The 15,582-nt window shown below is 70.9% G+C and carries 15 protein-coding genes; 7 read left to right on the forward strand and 8 right to left on the reverse strand.

The window, feature by feature from the left end:
* Window positions 1-68 precede the first annotated feature (68 nt).
* The 6 genes from glpR to galU all read right to left on the reverse strand — a co-directional run bounded on the left by glpR (window position 69) and on the right by galU (window position 5,436).
* A complete protein-coding gene (gene glpR, locus ACFYPA_RS27255) occupies window positions 69-1,232 on the reverse strand; it encodes a gephyrin-like molybdotransferase receptor GlpR (RefSeq protein ID WP_359086479.1) in 1,164 nt (387 codons plus the stop codon).
* A 213-nt stretch (window positions 1,233-1,445) separates the two neighbouring features.
* On the reverse strand, window positions 1,446-2,057 hold the full coding sequence (locus ACFYPA_RS27260; protein WP_359315234.1) for a GNAT family protein: 612 nt from the start codon (window positions 2,055-2,057) through the stop codon (window positions 1,446-1,448).
* A 17-nt stretch (window positions 2,058-2,074) separates the two neighbouring features.
* Entirely contained in the window at window positions 2,075-2,593 is a 519-nt protein-coding gene (locus tag ACFYPA_RS27265) for a molybdenum cofactor biosynthesis protein B (protein ID WP_389134715.1), read from the reverse strand.
* Complete coding sequence (gene moaC / locus ACFYPA_RS27270) at window positions 2,590-3,096, reverse strand: cyclic pyranopterin monophosphate synthase MoaC (RefSeq protein WP_359086474.1); 507 nt, start codon at window positions 3,094-3,096, stop codon at window positions 2,590-2,592. The genes ACFYPA_RS27265 and moaC overlap by 4 nt, the downstream gene beginning before the upstream one ends.
* 122 nt (window positions 3,097-3,218) lie before the next feature.
* Entirely contained in the window at window positions 3,219-4,529 is a 1,311-nt protein-coding gene (glp, locus tag ACFYPA_RS27275) for a gephyrin-like molybdotransferase Glp (RefSeq protein ID WP_359086472.1), read from the reverse strand.
* Window positions 4,530-4,533: 4 nt separating this feature from the next.
* Entirely contained in the window at window positions 4,534-5,436 is a 903-nt protein-coding gene (gene galU / locus ACFYPA_RS27280) for a UTP--glucose-1-phosphate uridylyltransferase GalU (RefSeq protein ID WP_359315241.1), read from the reverse strand.
* 107 nt (window positions 5,437-5,543) lie between these two features.
* Between galU and ACFYPA_RS27285 the strand changes: the two genes are divergently transcribed.
* The gene (locus tag ACFYPA_RS27285; RefSeq protein WP_359355366.1) at window positions 5,544-6,128 is read left to right on the forward strand and encodes a 5-formyltetrahydrofolate cyclo-ligase; all 585 of its coding nucleotides are present in this window, start codon (window positions 5,544-5,546) and stop codon (window positions 6,126-6,128) included.
* Window positions 6,129-6,146: 18 nt separating this feature from the next.
* Here the strand turns inward: ACFYPA_RS27285 and ACFYPA_RS27290 are convergent, their stop codons facing one another.
* Window positions 6,147-8,897: a penicillin acylase family protein gene (locus ACFYPA_RS27290; protein ID WP_389134720.1), complete on the reverse strand. Its 2,751-nt coding sequence runs from the start codon at window positions 8,895-8,897 to the stop codon at window positions 6,147-6,149.
* Window positions 8,898-9,174: 277 nt separating this feature from the next.
* Between ACFYPA_RS27290 and ACFYPA_RS27295 the strand changes: the two genes are divergently transcribed.
* The 6 genes from ACFYPA_RS27295 to ACFYPA_RS27320 all read left to right on the forward strand — a co-directional run bounded on the left by ACFYPA_RS27295 (window position 9,175) and on the right by ACFYPA_RS27320 (window position 15,307).
* The gene (locus ACFYPA_RS27295) at window positions 9,175-10,767 is read left to right on the forward strand and encodes a potassium/proton antiporter (RefSeq protein WP_389134723.1); all 1,593 of its coding nucleotides are present in this window, start codon (window positions 9,175-9,177) and stop codon (window positions 10,765-10,767) included.
* A gap of 335 nt (window positions 10,768-11,102) precedes the next feature.
* Entirely contained in the window at window positions 11,103-12,386 is a 1,284-nt protein-coding gene (locus ACFYPA_RS27300) for an MFS transporter (protein WP_389134725.1), read from the forward strand.
* A gap of 66 nt (window positions 12,387-12,452) precedes the next feature.
* Window positions 12,453-12,809, forward strand: a complete 357-nt coding sequence (locus ACFYPA_RS27305) for an FmdB family zinc ribbon protein (RefSeq protein ID WP_359086462.1) — start codon at window positions 12,453-12,455, stop codon at window positions 12,807-12,809.
* Between the two features lie 199 nt (window positions 12,810-13,008).
* Entirely contained in the window at window positions 13,009-13,842 is an 834-nt protein-coding gene (locus tag ACFYPA_RS27310; protein ID WP_359086460.1) for an S-methyl-5'-thioadenosine phosphorylase, read from the forward strand.
* Window positions 13,843-14,203: 361 nt separating this feature from the next.
* Window positions 14,204-14,671 carry a hypothetical protein gene (locus ACFYPA_RS27315; RefSeq protein WP_359086458.1) on the forward strand — a complete coding sequence of 156 codons (468 nt, stop codon included), beginning with the start codon at window positions 14,204-14,206 and terminating at the stop codon, window positions 14,669-14,671.
* A 123-nt stretch (window positions 14,672-14,794) separates the two neighbouring features.
* Window positions 14,795-15,307 (forward strand): MscL family protein, encoded by a 513-nt coding sequence (locus ACFYPA_RS27320; protein WP_359086456.1) that lies wholly within the window; start codon window positions 14,795-14,797, stop codon window positions 15,305-15,307.
* A gap of 10 nt (window positions 15,308-15,317) precedes the next feature.
* Here ACFYPA_RS27320 and ACFYPA_RS27325 read toward each other — a convergent pair whose 3' ends face one another.
* Entirely contained in the window at window positions 15,318-15,527 is a 210-nt protein-coding gene (locus ACFYPA_RS27325; RefSeq protein WP_359086454.1) for a hypothetical protein, read from the reverse strand.
* Between the last annotated feature and the right edge of the window lie 55 nt (window positions 15,528-15,582).

Below are 15,582 nucleotides of genomic sequence, written 5' to 3' on the forward strand. Positions count from 1 at the left end.
CGGGGTGCTCGGTAATCCGTTCCGTGCTGGTCAGCCGAGTCGCTGTCGCAGCGGGCGGGGCGGGTGTCTCACTCGTTGGCCGCGCGGGGGCGGTCGTCCTCGTCGTACTGGTCGAAGAGCGGGGTGCGGCCCCGGTCGCGGGCGCGGCGGGACTGGGCCGAGCGCTGGCGCGGTGCCGGGTCGACCGGGGCCGTCGCGGGCTGCGCGGTGGACGGCTGGGTGGGTTCGGCCGTGGAGGAGCGGGCCGCGCTCCAGGTCTCCGGGTTGCCGACCTCGATGCCGCCCGTGGCGCGCGGGGCGACCGGGGCGGTGACGTACGTCGGCAGCGGGACGGGGACCGGCTCCCAGCTGTCGCCCTGGACCCGGCCGCGCTCGCGCTGCTGGTCGACCCATTCCGCGTGGTCCGTCTGCTCGACCAGGGCGCGGCGGCCGGCCTCCTGCGGGGAGACCGTGGGGGTGGGCTCGGGTGCGGGGTGGCGGGCTTCGGGGTCCTCGTCGGACTCGGCGGGGGCCGTCGCGGCCGGCTGGTGGCGGCGGGGCCGGCTCTCACGGAGCCGCTGCGCCGCGACCTCGGCCCGGCGCCGGTCCATGGTGAAGGCGAACCTGCGCCGTTCCTGGGCACGCAGATGCACGATGTACGTGCTCAGCAGCACGGCGGGAACCGCCGGGGCCCAGAGGAGGCGGAGGCCGCCGACCGCCGCGACCACCGCACCGAGCGTGAAGCCGAGGAAGAGGACGACGGTGGTCCGCCGACGGCGCGCGAGGACCTGCAGGCGCTGCGCGCGCCGGGCGCGCTCCGCGTCGATTCCGCCGGGGCGCGGGCGCCGGGCGGATGCGGAGGTATCGGAGGGGGGTTCGGGCCGTTCGCGCGCCGGGCGCTTTCGCGCCGCGCGCTCCTGGGCGGGCTGCTCCGGCACACGAGCCGGGTCGTGGACCCGGGCCTCGGTGTGCGCCGGGGGCGCGGAAAAGGCCCGGACGTCGACGGAATCCATTCGGTCCGTGACTGCGTCCGGGTCGGCGTCGGGCGCCGCCTCCTCGTCGGTGCGTTCCCGCAGTTCCCTGGCGTACCGGCGCTCCATCGCCGCCCGTCCGGACAGCAGCCGGATGGCGGTGCTGAAGCGTTCCGTCGGACGGGCTTCGTTGAGCTCGTCCTGCCTGCGGAGCCACATCGGTACCAAGTAGGCGGCCCAGGCCCCGACAATGACTGCGTAGATGAGGCCGCTGCTGCTCACATCTCACACCGTAGAGGGGTTTGCGTGGAGGCATCCGCCAATTGGCCCGGTGTGTCGCACGATCCGGCTGATATCACGGACTTTTTTTGTGATTGTTCGGATCAACAGTCGGTGTTTGCGCGTTCCTTAGCGGTCATCGCCCGATCAATTTCGAACATACATTTCATTTCGAGTGGTCCGCAGGGCTCCGGGTCACCCAGGCTCCCGGGCCGCTCAGGACGATCCGGACGCGCGCTGCGCACGAGCCCGGTGCCACCTCCGTAGCAGGCCGTCCGGCACCTCCTCCGCGGTCAGCGCGTAGATCAGATGATCCCGCCAGGCACCGTCGATGTGGAGATACCGGGGCCGCAGCCCCTCCTCGCGGAATCCGAGTTTCTCCACGACCCGCCGGCTCGGCCCGTTCTCGGGGCGAATGCACACCTCGATGCGGTGGAGTCCGACCACGCGGAAACAATGGTCGACGGCGAGGGCGACCGCGGTGGGCATCACCCCGCGGCCCGCCACCTCCTGGTCCACCCAGTAGCCGACATGGCCCGAGCACATCGAGCCCCAGGTGATCCCGGCCACGGTCAACTGGCCGACCAGCCGGCCCTCGCACTCGATCGCGAACGGCAGCATCCGGCCGGCGTTGGCCTCGGCGCGCAGATGGCGGACCATCTGACGGTACGTGGGGCGCTGGGCCACCGGCCCCCCGGGAGCGGGCGGCGGCACCGTCGCCTCCCAGGGGCGCAGCCAGTCCCGGTTGCGCCGGTTGACCTCGCGCCACACGCGCTGGTCGCGCACCTTTATCGGCCGGAGGGTGACATCACCGTCCACCAGGATCACCGGCCAGGTCGGGACGTTCAGCTCGGGCTCCCCGGTCGGGGGTGATCGCCGCCGCGGAGCTGGTCGACTGCGTGCACCAGGAGTCGGTTGAGCACCGCGAGCCCGTCGCGCACCCCGCCGGTGGAACCAGGCAGATTGACGATGAGCGTGTGGCCGGCCACACCGGCCACACCGCGCGAGAGCGCGGCGGTGGGGACCTTGTCCCGGCCTTCGGCGCGGATCGCCTCGGGGATGCCGGGGACCTCGTGGTCCAGGACGTTGAGGGTGGCCTCGGGGGTGCCGTCGGTGGGCGAGATGCCCGTACCGCCGGTGGTCACGATGACGTCGTACGCGGCGGCCACCCCGTCCCACAGCGCTTGCTCGACCGGGTCGCCGTCGGGGACGACCCGCGGCCCGTCGACGGTGAAGCCGAGCCCGGCCAGGGCCTCCGCGATCATTGGTCCGCCCTTGTCCTCGTACACCCCGGCGGCGGCCCGGTTGGACGCGGTCACCACCAGGGCGCGGTATTCGGCGGAAGCTCTCTCCTGGGCGCTCATGCGTCCGCCGCCCCGTCCGGCGTCGCGGTGCGCCGGTAGTCGCCGGACTTGCCGCCCGACTTCGCCTCGACCCGCACGTCAGTGATGACCGCGGACTTGTCGACGGCCTTGATCATGTCGATGACGGTGAGCGCGGCGACCGTCACCGCGGTCAGCGCCTCCATCTCCACGCCGGTGCGGTCCGTCGTCTTCACGGTGGCCGTGATCTCCACCGCGTCGTCGGCCACGGCGAGGTCGACCGTGACGCCGGAGACGGCGAGGGGGTGGCAGAGGGGGATCAGATCCGGGGTGCGCTTGGCGCCCATGATCCCGGCGATGCGCGCGGTGGCGAGCGCGTCACCCTTGGGGACCCCCTCGCCCCGGAGCAGCTCGATGACACGCGGCGAGACGAGGACCCGGCCGCCGGCGCGGGCGACGCGCGCGGTGACGTCCTTCGCGGAGACGTCGACCATGCGGGCGGCACCCGCCTCGTCGATGTGCGTCAGCCTGTTCTGCGTACTCAACTAACTCCGCCTAGCGGTAGGGCGCCGGTTGCCCCGGTGCTGCACCGGGGTGCAGGTCCGGGGTCCGGGGGGTGTCCCCCGGAAGGCACAGCGGCAGACACCGTACCGCCACCGGGCGCCGGTCAGCGGAGCAGGATCACCTCGATGTCCGCGCCGGGCTCCGCCGAGGTGACGTCCTCGGGCAGCACGATCAGCGCGTCCGCCTGGGCGAGAGCGGCGATCAGATGCGATCCGGAACCGCCGACGGGGGTCACGGTGCCTGCCTCGGCGTCGTACGTCCCGCGCAGGAACTGCCGCTTGCCGGCGGGCGAGGACAGGGCCTTGTCGGTGACGAGCGAGGCACTGGCCGTCGGGCGGTTCACGTCGGGCAGGCCCATCAGGGTGCGGATCGCGGGCCGTACGAACAGTTCGAAGGAGACGTACGACGAGACCGGGTTGCCCGGCAGCGCCAGCAGCGGGGTGTGGTCCGGGCCGATCGAGCCGAAGCCCTGCGGCTTGCCGGGCTGCATGGCGAGCTTGCGGAAGTCGACGCCGCCGCCCGGCTCGTCCTCGTCGCCGACGGAGGAGAGGGCCTCCTTCACCACGTCGTACGCGCCCACGCTGACGCCCCCGGTGGTGACGACGATGTCGGCCCGGATCAGCTGGTCCTCGATCGTGGCCCGGAGGGTCTCCGCGTCGTCGGAGACGGCGCCGACCCGGTAGGCGATCGCTCCGGCGTCGCGCGCGGCGGCGGTCAGCGCGAAGCTGTTCGAGTCGTAGATCTGGCCGCCGGTCAGTTCCTCGCCGGGCTGGACCAGTTCGCTTCCGGTGGAGATGACGACGACACGCGGCCGGGGCCGCACCTTCACCGTCGAGCGCCCGATGGCGGCCAGCAGGCCGATCTGGGGCGGCCCCACCACCGAACCGGCGCGCAGTGCCAGGTCGCCCGGCCGCACGTCGCTGCCGCGGTCCCTGACGTGGGCGCGGGCCTCGGCCGGTCGGTGGACGCGGACCTCTCCGCGCGCGCCCTCCGGCGCGTCGCTGTGGGCGCGCATCGCGTCGGCGGGGCCGCCGCCCGAACCACCGTCGGTCCACTCGACCGGGACCACGGCCTCGGCGCCGGCCGGGAGCGGGGCGCCCGTCATGACGCGGGCGGCCTCGCCCGGGCCCACGCGCTGGTCGCCGAGGAGACCGGCGTCGCCCGCCGCGACGTCCCCGATGACGGTGAGGACGGCGGGGTACTCCTCGGTGGCGCCCTCCACATCGGCAACACGGACCGCGTAACCGTCCATCGAGCTGTTGTCGAAGGGCGGCAGGGCGATCTCCACCACGACGTCCTCGACCAGGACGCAGCCCTGGGCGTCGGGCAGTTGCAACTCGATGGGTTCGAGCGGCCTCACCGCGGCGAGGATGTCTTCCAGGTGCTCGTCCACCGACCAGATCGTGCTGCTCAAGGTCCTACATCTCCTCGGTGACGTAACTGCGGAGCCAGGTCCGGAACTCCGGGCCCAGGTCTTCACGTTCGCACGCGAGTCTGACAATGGCACGGAGGTAGTCGCTCCGGTCACCGGTGTCATAGCGGCGGCCCTTGAAGACGACGCCGTGCACCGGGCCACCGGCCTTCTCGTCCTCGGCCAGGAGCTGGAGGGCGTCCGTCAGCTGGATCTCGTCACCCCGGCCGGGCTCGGTCCTGCGCAGTATGCCGAAGACCGCGGGGTCCAGGACATAGCGGCCGATGATGGCGAGATTGCTGGGCGCGTCGGCCGGTTCGGGCTTCTCGACCAGGCCGGTGATCCGCACCACGTCGCCCTCGGCGGTCGGTTCGACGGCCGCGCAGCCGTACTGGTGGATCAGTTCGGGCGGGACCTCCATGAGGGCGATGACGCTGCCGCCCTCGCGCTCCCGGACCTCCACCATGCGTGCCAGCAGCGGGTCGCGCGGGTCGATCAGGTCGTCGCCGAGCAGGACGGCGAACGGCTCGTCGCCGACGTGCGGCTCCGCGCACAGCACCGCGTGACCGAGGCCCCTCGGGTCGCCCTGGCGGACGTAGTGCATGGTGGCGAGGTCGCTCGACTCCTGGACCTTGCGCAGCCGTTCGGCGTCGCCCTTGCGGGTCAGCGCCGACTCCAGTTCGTAATTGCGGTCGAAGTGGTCCTCCAGGGGACGCTTGTTGCGACCGGTGATCATCAGGACGTCGGAGAGTCCGGCGGCGACCGCCTCCTCGACGACGTACTGGATGGCAGGCTTGTCGACGACAGGCAGCATCTCCTTGGGAGTGGCTTTGGTGGCCGGCAGGAAGCGGGTGCCGAGGCCCGCCGCCGGGATGACAGCCTTGCTGAGCCTGGGGTTCGACTGAGTCATGTGCGGAACCCTAACCGGCGCGCATGGGCGGAAGATGAGCCTCCGGTTAACTTTGTACTTAAATATGCCCATACAGGAGAGCCGTAGGTGCCCCGTTGAACACCGACATGTCCGCAAAGGCACTCCTGCGGCGTGGACTGCTCGCCGCGCGACGCCTCCTGACCGCCGAGGACGTCGAGCGGGCCGCCACGCTTCTGGCGAGTCGCGCACTCGAACTGCCGGAGGTCGCCGGGGCCCGCACCGTCGCCGCGTACGTCTCCGTCGGGAGCGAACCGGGGACCCGAGCCCTCCTGGACGTGCTGCGCGCGCGAGGCGTACGCGTCCTGCTGCCGGTCCTCCTCGCGGACAACGACCTGGACTGGGCGGCGTACGAGGGTGCGGACGGCCTCAGGAAGGCCGGTCGCGGGCTGCTGGAGCCCGCCGGGACGCGCCTGGGCCCCGACGCCGTCCTGGACGCGGACGTGGTGCTGCTGCCCGGCCTCGCCGTGGACGGGCGCGGGATGCGGCTCGGCCGCGGCGGCGGCAGCTACGACCGGGTGCTGGCACGCCTCGCGGCGGCCGGGGCCCATCCCGCGCTGATCGTCCTGCTGTACGACGACGAGGTGGCCGCGCGAGTCCCGGAGGAACCGCACGACCACCCCGTGGATGCCGTGGTGACACCGGCCGGCCCGCGGCGCTTCGGCGACGGCTGAAGGTCCTCGGGCCCGCCCCTACGGCTTCAGCGTCAGCGTGTCCTTCGTCGCTCCGGCCACCGCGTTCGTCCCGAAGGACCAGTCGAGCAGTTCGCCGTTGACCCACTTGTCGGTCTGGTCGGTGTAGTGCGCGCTGAACGCGTGCCCGGAGGCGCCCGTGAGGTTGATCCAGCGGGACTTGTCCCAGTCCCCCACGTTGACGACCATCCTCATCGACGGAACCCACACCACCTCGTAGCCGCCGGCCGCGTTCCAGCCGGTGGCGTTCACCGCGGCCTCGCCGCCGCCGAGGTTCCAGGGGCCCCGGTTGAGGACCCGCTGGAGCAGACCGGGCCCTTCTGTACCGAGGGTCTGGTTCTTCAGGGTCAGCTGGTGCAGCCGGCCCCAGCTCCACGTGGTGATGTCCTTGCCGAGCTTGGCCGTCAGCTCCCAGCGGGCGTCCTTCATGGCGCGGGCGAAGAGCTCCTCGCGGTTGTCGGTCGCCCTGTCCTTGCGGTTGGCCGGCGCCTTCCACCAGGCGCTGTCCGGCTTGTCCATGAGGTTGGCGACCACCTGGTACCAGCGGTCACCGCCGTCCGGCTGCGCCGAGTCGGGGTCGCGCTGGCCGCATTCGCGTACCAGCCGGTCCTGCTCGTCGAGCGGGCCCGAGCTCTTGGCCGGGGGCACGTTCAGGCACTCGCCCTCGACGCGCATCTCCTTGGGCAGCTTGTCACCGAACGCCAGCTTGAGGATGTTGCGCCAGACCGCGTTGAAGTACGCGGCTGCCGCCGAGTCGGCCTCCTGGGTGTAGTCCCAGCCCTCCAGCAGCTTCTGCGCCTCGCGGATGTCCTTGTCCGAGATGTTGATCTTCATCAGCTCGGGCACCAGCAGCGCGGCGATCTCGCTGGTGTTGTCCATCTGCATCTTCTGCATGTCTTCGGTCGAGATCTTCCCGCCGCCCTTGATCTTCGACTCGATGAGGTCGTTGATCCGCTGACTGCGGCTGCCGTAGCCCCAGTCCTTGGTGAGCATGTTCGGGTACGCGTCCTCGTCGATCACGGCCTGGTTGGCGGTGACGACGTAGCCGCGCTCCGGGTCGTACTCGTAGGGCAGCTCGTCGAACGGGATCGGGTCCTTCTTCCAGCCGTACGACGAGGACCAGCCGGGGCTGGGCAGCGTGCCGTCACCGGACTTGCGGACCGGGATCTTCCCCGGCGCCTGGTAGCCGATGTGGCCCTTGGTGTCGGCGTAGATCAGGTTCTGCGAGGGAACCTCGAAGTGCTCGGCCGCGGCGCGGAAGGTGGAGAAGTCCTTGGCCCGGTTCAGCTCGAAGACGGCGTCCATGGAGTGGCCGGGCTCCAGCGCGGTCCACTTCAGCGCCACCCCGTAGCCGTCCGCCCGGTCGGGGGCCGCGTTGCTGACGGGGGCCTTCTGGCCGACCTTCTCCAGTTCGCCGCTGCGGTCGGAGACCAGCGGGCCGTTGTTCGTCTCGCGGACGGTGATGTGCCGGCTGCTGCCGCCCGCGACCTTGATGGTCTCCTCGCGGACGGTGAAGGGCTTCACCTTGCCGTCGTAGAGGTAGCCGTCGCCCGAGACCTTCTCCAGGAAGAGGTCGGTGACGTCGGCGCCGAGGTTGGTGAAGCCCCAGGCGATGTCCTGGTTGTGGCCGATGATCACACCGGGCATGCCGGAGAAGGTGTAACCGGCGGTGTCGTACTTGCAGGTCGCCGAGAGGGAGCGGCAGTGCAGCCCCATCTGGTACCAGAGCGAGGGAAGCTGCGGCGCGAGGTGCGGGTCGTTGGCCAGCAGCGGCTTGCCGGTGGTCGTGTACTTCCCCGCGACGACCCAGGAGTTCGACCCGATACCGGTGCCGTTGGGGCCGAGCAGCGCGGGGATCTCGTCGAGGGTGTCGGAGAGCGCGCCGAGCTGGGAGGTGAGCCCGTCGGTGGCTCCCTGGGCGGTCGACGAACCTATGCCGTCGGACGGTGTCGCCTTCGGGTCGAACTCGCCCGTGGCCGGGGAGATGCCGCCCTCGCTGACGATCGGCTTGTGCTTCTCGTACGGGTAGGGCGGGTACAGGTCCTCGATCTGCTTCGCGCCCAGCCGACTGGTCATCAGCGAACGGTCGATCTCGTCCTGCATGTTGCCGCGCAGGTCCCAGGCCATGGCCTTCAGCCAGGCGACCGAGTCGACCGGCGTCCACTCGGCCGGCTTGTAGTCGTTGGTGAAGCCGAGGGCCGCGTACTCGACGGAGATGTCCTTGCCGTCACGGTCCTTGAGGTAGGCGTTCACCCCGTCCGCGTACGCCTGGAGGTTCTTCTTGGTCTCGTCGGACAGGACGGTGTCGTACTCCTCCTGCGCGACCTTGCGCCAGCCCAGCGTCCGCAGGAAGGAGTCCGTCTCGACCTGGCCGGAGCCGAACATCTCGGAGAGCCGGCCGGCCGTCATGTGACGGCGGACGTCCATCTCCCAGAAGCGGTCCTGCGCCTGGACGAAGCCCTGGGCGCGGAACAGGTCGGCGTCGGAGTCCGCGTAGATCTGCGGGATCCCGTAGCTGTCACGCTTGACCTCGACGTTGCTGTCGAGTCCGGTGAGCTGGATCGTCCCGCTGGTCTGGGGGTACGAAGCGCGCACGGTGGATACGGACCAGTACGTTCCGTAACCGATACCCGCGACGAGCGCCAGCACCAGGACGATCACGATCAGGCGGGCGCGTCGCCCCTTCTTCTTGCGCGGCCCGCCGCCGGCGGTACCGGTGGAGCCGGAAGAGGCGGTTGTGTTGGCGGGCATCGCTGTCCTTCGAGGGGCAGGGTGGTCCTGGGAGTGCAGGAGCAACCATAGGCGCAGCGTCGAGGCCGGTCGGACGCGGTATCGGGATGGTTCGAATTGCGTAGCGATCGTACGAATACTCGAACGCATCAAGAAAACGTTAAAGATTAGGTAAGGTAACGAAGTACCCAGCCGCCGGAAGCCGATCCGGCAGGCGTACGCAGGGAAGGGTCGGCCACTGACTGTCCACGCGCTCAACGAACTCCTGCTCGTCTGCTCGCTCGTCCTGCTCGTCGCGGTGGCGGCGGTACGCATCTCGTCGCGCAGCGGGCTCCCCAGCCTGCTCCTGTATCTCGGCATCGGGATCGCCATGGGGCAGGACGGGTTCTTCGACGTCAAGTTCGACAACGCCGAGCTGACGCAGGTGATCGGCTACGCGGCCCTGGTCGTGATCCTGGCCGAGGGCGGCCTCGGCACGAAGTGGAAAGAGATCAAGCCCGCGCTGCCCGCGGCCGTCGTCCTCTCACTCGTCGGCGTCGGTGTGAGCGTGGGCGTGACCGCGGCCGGAGCGCACTACCTGGTCGGTCTGGAATGGCGCCAGGCGTTGATCATCGGCGCGGTCGTCTCCTCCACGGACGCCGCCGCGGTCTTCTCCGTACTGCGCAAGGTGCCGCTGCCCGCCCGGATCACCGGCGTCCTGGAGGCCGAGTCGGGTTTCAACGACGCCCCCGTGGTGATCCTCGTGGTGGCCTTCTCGACCGTGGGGCCGGTCGACCACTGGTACGTACTGGTCGGCGAGATAGCCCTGGAGCTCGTGATCGGGGCCGCGCTCGGCATCGCCGTCGGCTGGCTCGGCTCGTACGGACTGAGGCATGTGGCCCTGCCCGCCTCGGGCCTCTACCCGATCGCGGTGATGGCCATCGCGGTCTCCGCGTACGCGGCCGGCGCGATGCTGCACGGAAGCGGCTTCCTCGCCGTCTACCTCGCCGCGATGATCCTCGGCAACGCCAAACTGCCGCACTGGCCCGCCACCCGCGGCTTCGCCGACGGACTCGGCTGGCTGGCGCAGATCGGCATGTTCGTCCTGCTCGGACTGCTGGTCACCCCGCACGACCTGCTCGACGACTTCTGGCCCGCCATCATCGTGGGACTCGTGCTGACCGTGGTGGCCCGGCCGCTGGAGGTCTTCATCTCCCTCGCGCCCTTCCGGCTGCCCTGGCAGGAGAAGGCCCTCATGTCCTGGGCCGGGCTGCGCGGCGCGGTGCCCATCATCCTGGCGACCATCCCCATGGTGTCCGGGATCGAGGGCTCCACCCGCGTCTTCAACATCGTCTTCGTGCTCGTCGTCGTCTACACCCTCATCCAGGGACCGACCCTGCCCTGGCTCGCGAAGGCCCTCAAGATCGCCGAAGATCCGTCCGAGACGGCCGACCTGGGCATCGAGTCGGCACCACTGGAGCGGCTGCGCGGACATCTGCTCTCGGTCGCCATCCCCGCGAAGTCGAAGATGCACGGCGTCGAGGTCGGCGAACTGCGCCTGCCCGCGGGAGCCGCGGTGACGCTGGTCGTCCGGGACGGCAAGAGCTTCGTGCCCGCGCCCTCGACCGTGCTGCGTCGCGGCGACGAACTGCTGGTCGTGACGACCGACCCCGAACGCGACGCGACCGAGGCGCGGCTGCGTGCGATCGGCGAGGGCGGCAAGCTGGCCGGCTGGCTGGGGACGGGCGCGAAGGCCACCGATGAGGCCCTCGCCGGGCCGAACGTGGCCAACGCCCTCAAGGCAGTGAAGAAGCTGGGCAGGACGGACGACGTCCGCAAACACGAGGACCGCAAGCACGAGGACCGCAGGCATGAGGACCGGGCCGCCCGGGACGCCAACGCGCACCACTGAGGATCGCGGGCGTGCACCCTGCGTTCACAGGCGGCAGGGGTCGTGTCGGACACAATCGCAGGTGCTACGGCGTCCGTGCCTGTAGCATGAAGGAAACTCAGGTCGGCGTATGATCGACCTTTTGATCAACATTTTGATCCACCAACTCTGCCTGACGCAGAGCTGGCGCGACCGTATGGCGGTCGTGGCGTCCTCCGCCTCTGCTGCGAGCGCCCGGCATCTACCGCAGTTCCGCGCGAAGAGGACAGCTCTCGGCAGCTCCTGACCGGGTCCGCACCCACGTGCCGGCCCGTCCCGCAGGAGCACGGCCACCAGGCGGCAGAAAGGCATGGACCGTGGCGTCCACGGTCTCCGACCGCCCCGGATACGGGCAGTTGCTGCGCACCCCTGGTGCGTGGACCTTCCTCCTGCCGGGCTTCGCCGCACGGCAGCCCTTCGCGATGCTGACCATCGGCATCGTGCTGCTCGTCCAGCACACCACCGGCTCGTACGGCAGCGCCGGCGCCGTAGCCGCGGTGACCGGGGTCTCCATGGCCCTGTTCGCCCCGCAGACCGGCAAGCTCGCCGACCGCTTCGGTCAGCGCGCCGTGCTGCTGCCGGGTGTCCTCGTGCACACCGCGTCCGTCTCGGGCCTGACCGCGCTCGCGCTGGCGGACGCCCCGATGTGGGCGCTGTTCGTCGCGGCCGTTCCGGCGGGCGCCTCGGTGCCGCAGGTCGGCCCGATGGTGCGGGCCCGCTGGGCGGCCGTGCTCGGAGCGGCGCCCGGCCGGGAGGCCTCGCCGCTCATGTCGACGGCGGCGGCCTTCGAATCGGTGACGGACGAGTTCACCTTCGTCATCGGTCCGGTGCTCGCCACCGCGCTGTGCACCGGGGTGCACCCGGCGGCGGGACTGCTCGCCGAAGCCGCCCTGACCCTGTTCGGCGGGCTGCTGTTCGCCGCGCAACGCGCCACCCAGCCCTCGGTGCGGGGTGCCGGGGCCGCCGGATCGCAGCGGCACGCCTCCGCGCTCTCCATCCCCGGCGTGCGCGTGCTCGCGGTGGCCTTCCTCGGGATCGGCGCCGTCTTCGGCGGGATGCAGGTCTCGCTGACCGCCTTCGCCGAGGAGATCGGCAACCCCGGTGCGAACGGTCTGCTGTACGGGATCTTCGCGGCCGGCAACATGCTGGCCGGCATCGTCTGCGGCGCCATCGTCTGGAAGACCGGTCCTCGGCGTCGGCTGATCGCCGGATACGCGGCTCTGACCCTCACCGCGTCGGGCCTGTGGGCGGTGCACTCGGTGCCGCTGCTGGCCGGGCTGGGGCTCCTGGTCGGCCTCTCCATCGCACCCGCCCTGATCAGCGGCTACACCCTGGTCGAGGCGCTGGTGCCGGGCTCCGCGCGGACCGAGGCGTTCACCTGGCTGACGGGTGCCGTCGCACTGGGCCAGGCGGCCGCGGTGACAGTGGCCGGGCAGCTCGCGGACGCCCATGGCGCGAGCACCGGATTCCTGGTGCCGCTGGTGGGCACGGTGCTGGCGCTGGTGACGTTGGTGGCGCTGCGTTCACGACTGCTCCCGAAGGTTCCGGGGCGGACCGTGGCACGTGGGATCGGTCACCGCGGGCCGGTCACGGTGGACTGATGCCGCGGAATACGTCAGTATGGAGCGTCGTTAGCACTCATCGAGTCAGAGTGCCAGGAGGAACAAGTGCCGACCTATCAGTACCAGTGCACCGAGTGTGGCGAGGGCCTCGAAGCGGTGCAGAAGTTCACCGATGACGCCCTCACGGTGTGCCCGAGCTGCGACGGACGCCTGAAGAAGGTGTTCTCGGCGGTCGGCATCGTGTTCAAGGGTTCCGGTTTCTACCGGAACGACAGTCGCGGGTCCTCGTCGAGCAGCACGCCGGCCCCGGCCGCTGCGAAGGCCTCGGGTTCCGGATCGTCGTCCTCCACGGGATCGGACGCGAAGTCGACGTCCTCCGCCGGTGCCTCCAGCTCGTCCACGGCGTCTTCGTCGTCCTCTTCTTCTTCGTCGTCCTCGTCGAGCGGTTCGTCGGCCGCCTGAGTGCGACTGTCAGCCCGTCTCACCTGACGGGCGGTCGGCTCACCTGACTTCCGAGCGTTTCGCCCGGCTGTCGACGTTTTGCCTGACTGCCGAACGTTCTGCCTGACTTCACCGAGAACCCCGCCGATTCATTCGGCGGGGTTCTCGGCGTTGTCCTCCCGCCCGCGTCGACCGGCCGGCGAGCGCCTACTGTGACCGCATGGTGAACGCAGAGATCGGTGTGATCGGCGGTTCGGGGCTGTACTCCTTCCTGGAGGATGTCACCGAGGTACGCGTGGAGACCCCATACGGAGCGCCGAGCGACTCCGTCTTCCTCGGCGAGATCGGCGGCCGCCGGGTCGCCTTCCTCCCCCGTCACGGGCGCGGCCACCACGTGCCGCCGCACCGCATCAACTACCGCGCCAACCTGTGGGCGCTGCGCTCGGTCGGCGTGCGTCAGGTACTCGGCCCGTGCGCGGTGGGCGGGCTGCGCCCCGAGTACGGGCCAGGGACGCTGCTCGTGCCTGACCAGTTGGTCGACCGTACGAAGACCCGTGTCCAGACGTTCTACGACGGAGAGACCCGGGCGGACGGCGTGGCCCCGAATGTGGTGCACCTGGGCTTCGCGGACCCGTACTGCCCCGAGGGGCGCAAGGTCGCCCTCGCGGCGGCTCGCGGACGGGACTGGGACGCGGTGGACGGCGGGACGCTCGTGGTCGTCGAGGGGCCGCGCTTCTCGACCCGGGCCGAGTCGCGCTGGCATGCGGCGATGGGCTGGTCGGTGGTCGGGATGACCGGGCACCCGGAGGCCGTGCTCGCCCGTGAGCTGGGCCTCTGCTACACGACGATGACGCTGGTGACGGACCTGGACGCGGGCGCGGAGGCCGGCGAGGCCGTCTCGCACGGCGAAGTGCTCAAGGTCTTCGCCGCCAATGTCGACCGGCTGCGGACGGTCCTGTTCGACGCGGTGGCCGCACTGCCGGCGGAGGCGGACCGGGACTGCCTGTGTGCGCATGCGCTGGACGGGATCGATACGGGGATCGTGCTGCCGTAGGGGGCTCGGCCGGCTCGCCGGAGTCCTCAGGCGAGTGAGGGAGTTATCCACATCGTGTGGGCCGTCCACAGGGCTCAGCGGGAATCTCGTGAGTGGTGAATCGTGGGTGTGGTCCGGCCGGTCCTCTTCGGTCGGGCCACTCGATCCGGTTCCTCCGCTCACCCGGACCACTCGGTCCGGTTCTCTGCTCACCCGGACCACTCGGTCCGGTTCCTCTGCCCTCTGAACTCCCTCACCGCAGGCGGTGTTTGCCATGTCCCCGTACGGCCCTTCGTCTCCCTCTCCCTCCCCCTTTACGTCTCCGCCTCTGCCCACCCCCGCACCGCCGCCCTGCGGGGTGCCGCCGTTTCCCCCGCTGCGCGTGCGTGGGGGCAGTGCGCACCGGCTGCGGCGGGCGGTGTGGCGGCAGCGGCGGGCGATGGCCGCGGGGCTGGCGCTGACGGCCGCCGCGCTGGCCGCTTCGGGGCTCGGTGGCAGCGGGGCCGGGAGCGGAGGAGGGCCCGGGGCCGGGAAGGCCGATGCGGCCGGGACCGCGGCGCGGCGGGTGTCACCGCCCGTCCGTCTGGTGTCCGCGCCCGTTCGGATCGCGGATGCGGCGACGGTCCGGCTGCTGCGGCCTGGGGACCGGGTCGACGTGATCGGGTCCGAGGGCGCCGGAGCCGGTTCCCGGGTGCTGGCGAAAGGCGCGCGGGTGACCCAGGTGCCTCCGCCGTCGGCCGAGGGTCCGACGGAGAACGGAGCGCTGATCGTGCTGTCCGTGCCGCGGGCCACGGCTGCGACGCTCGCGGGCGCGGGGATCTCGGCCGGTTTCGCGGTGATCCTGTGCTGATTCGTACTGAGGAGCTATCACGTCACCCGGCATCAGCCGCGGACAGGGCCGGTTTCCCTTGTGCTGCCGTAAGTTGCGGAACGGTTCGCTCCCCTTACGGCACTGACGAAGGACGGCTCACGCGTGAGCGAGAAGAAGAAGGTCAGTCTGCTGGACGGCTTCAAGGCCTTCCTGACGCGCGGCAACGTGGTGGACCTCGCGGTCGCCGTCGTCATCGGCGCCGCGTTCACGAACATCGTGAACGCGTTCGTCAAAGGCGTCATCAATCCGCTCGTCGGTGCGTTCGGCACCAAGGACCTGGAGAACTACAGCTCCTGCCTCAAGGGCCCGTGTGTGACGGACCCGAAGACCGGCGAGGCGATCGAGGGCATCCGGATCCTGTGGGGTTCGGTGCTCAGCGCCGCCCTCAGCTTCCTGATCACCGCTGCCGTCGTCTACTTCCTGCTGGTGCTCCCGATGGCGAAGTACCTCGCCAGGCGGGCCGCCATGCAGGCGGCGAAGGAAGGCGTGCAGGAGACGATGGAGGTGAGCGAGCTGGAGGTCCTGAAGGAGATCCGCGACGCTCTGGTCGCGCAGCGCTCCGCCCCGGCGGAGGGGAACCGGGGCGAGGGCCCCGAGCGGGGCGGCCAACCGTAGGGCGACCGGCTCAGACGTGGTGGGGCGGCTTCTCGTCGAGGAAACGGGCCAGGTCGGCGGCGCTGCCGCCGGAGGGGGCCCGCTCACCCCACCCCCGGTCCGTGTCGTCCGCGGACTGCTGGTCCAGCGGATCGTCGAAGATCAGTGCCGGCTTCGGCTTCGGCCGGTCCGGCGGGCTCGGCTTCGCGTCGCGCGGTCCGGGGGCGGGGGCGGTACTCATACCTCCCAGGGTACGGCTGCGCCGCGGGGCCGGCGGCGCCCTGCGCCCGTCGTCG

It is taken from the genome of Streptomyces sp. NPDC005775 (genome assembly GCF_042871565.1).
In the GTDB taxonomy this organism is placed as follows: domain Bacteria; phylum Actinomycetota; class Actinomycetes; order Streptomycetales; family Streptomycetaceae; genus Streptomyces.